We start from the raw sequence: 2,017 nt of genomic DNA, 5'->3' as shown, positions 1-2,017 counted from the left end.
CCGCTACGACAAGACGGCAACGATCTACCGGGCAGCCCTACACCTCGCGGCCATCCACATCTGGGCCGCGAGGTGATCGCTAAGAAACGCCCTAGACCCGGCGGCTCCCCGGCGGCTCCCCGCTCACGCGGGGAGCGCGCCCGGCGCCAACAGGTGCCCACTGCAAGGGAATTCGCGGAAGAAGGGAACGTACCGGCCGGATTTCCCGTCCTGCTGCGCGGAGCGCGTGGCCGGAACCGGTCGCGCGCAGTGGATCGAAAGGGAGAACCATGTCCGTGTTCAGCAGGCGTGCGGCTGCCGTACTCACCACCTCGGCCCTCGCGGCGACCGCTCTCGCGGTGACCACCGTCCCGGCCGGCGCCATCCACGACGGTCAGAACACCACCACCACCGACCATCCGTACGCGATGCTGCTCACCACGCCGGACGGTCAGCAGGCGTGCGGCGGAACCCTGATCGCGCCCACCAAGGTGCTGACGGCGGCCCACTGCGTCGACGACGCGACCGCTACCGCCATGAAGGTCATCGGGGGCCGTACCCAGCTGGCGAGCGGGACGGGAACGGTCCGCTCGATCAGCTCGGTCCTCCTCCACCCCCAGTACGGGCAGCAGGGTTTTCTGAGCAATGACGCCGCCGTGATCACCCTGTCCCGGGCGATGCCCTACACCCCCCTGAAGGTGGCGGGCCCCCAGGACAACGCGCTCTACACGGTGGGGAGTACCGCCAAGGCCGTGGGCTGGGGCAGGATCGCGCGCGACACCAATGCCACCCGGCTGAAGTCGGCGCAGCTCGTCCTCTCGCCCATCGCCCAGTGCGACCCCTTCACCGACACGACCGACACCCTCGCCCGGAAGGTCTGCGGTACACCGCCCGCCGGTACGCAGAACAGCATCTGCCGGGGTGACTCGGGCGGCCCGCTCGTCGCGGGCGGCAAGGTGATCGGCATCGTCACCACCGGCAACAAGTACTGCGACACCGAGCACCCGAAGTCGGTCTTCACCCGTACCAGCGCGATCGCGGCCGACCTCGGCGTGCCCACGAGCTGACCTGCCCCGGAAGCCGAAGGCCCACCGCCGAGTGCGGTGGGCCTTGACGGGCGATCCGTGGGAGATCGCTCCACGGCTGCCGCGAATGGCCGGATCCACATCTGGTTCCGGCGCCCGGATCGCCCTACCCTGTGACTCCTTTCAGCAGGAGAGCCAGGGGGAGGACGTCTCTGTGAGCGTCACGACCATCCTTCCGTTCGGCATCGTCCTGGTCCTCTGTTGCCTCTTCGTCCAACACGGCCGGGACGTGCGGGCGCGGGTACGACGGGCACAGACGTTCCTGGAGTCCCTGCCACCCCGTTCCACCCCGCCCGAGCGGACCGACCGGCTCGCCCTGGAGGCTCTCGACCATCTGTGCGGCAAGAGCGGCAGCGTTCCCGATGTCTTCGTCGACCTGACGCGCTACTTCGCGGACCGGTCCTGGAACTCGGCGGACATCCACCACATCATGGGCAGGCTGACGGGCCTGGGCTTCGCGCACCAGGTCGTGGGCCCGCGCCATCCCATCAATGAGTACCGCTATCGGGCCACGGAGGCCGGAGTGAGGGAGAACATGGCGAATGTCGGCCGCAGGGAAGCCACTCCCGGGTTCACCATCAACCAGACCTCCGGTTCGGGCCCGAACACCGCCACCGTGAACAGTCCGGGGGCGCGGACGAACGTCCATCACCACCAGTCGCAGGAAGTCCGTTTCTCGTACGGGGAGTTGTCACGGCTGCTGCGCGAGGAGGCCGCGCGGGCGCCGCAGGGCGTGGCCGACACGGCGCTCAGCCATGCCGACGCCCTGGACGCGGCGGTGGCCGACGGCGCCGACGAACCGCGTGACCAGGCGGTCGGGCGCATCCACCGGTTCCTGCTGACGGCGGGAGACGGCTTCCAGGCCACCCAGAACCTGCTGAACCTGCTCGGCAACTGAGGCCGGGGCCCGCACGGCGGACGTACGCACCCCCGGGCGATACCACGCCCGGGGG

Annotated in this window: 2 protein-coding genes; both read left to right on the top strand. The window is 69.7% G+C overall.

Going from position 1 to position 2,017, the window contains the following annotated elements; translation table 11 throughout:
• Positions 1-269 precede the first annotated feature (269 nt).
• On the top strand, positions 270-1,046 hold the full coding sequence (locus ACFXG1_RS33105; RefSeq protein ID WP_384723527.1) for a S1 family peptidase: 777 nt from the start codon (positions 270-272) through the stop codon (positions 1,044-1,046).
• Between the two features lie 172 nt (positions 1,047-1,218).
• Entirely contained in the window at positions 1,219-1,962 is a 744-nt protein-coding gene (locus tag ACFXG1_RS33100) for a hypothetical protein (protein WP_384723524.1), read from the top strand.
• Positions 1,963-2,017: the final 55 nt, after the last annotated feature.

Source organism: Streptomyces sp. NPDC059248 (genome assembly GCF_042753905.1).
Classification (GTDB): Bacteria; Actinomycetota; Actinomycetes; order Streptomycetales; family Streptomycetaceae; genus Streptomyces.
This window is presented reverse-complemented; position numbering and strand designations above follow the sequence as displayed.

What these genes read in the sequence shown, in the direction of transcription:
- ACFXG1_RS33105 (WP_384723527.1), top strand. Translation starts at nt 270, where the DNA reads ATGTCCGTGTTCAGCAGGCGTGCGGCTGCCGTACTCACCACCTCGGCC.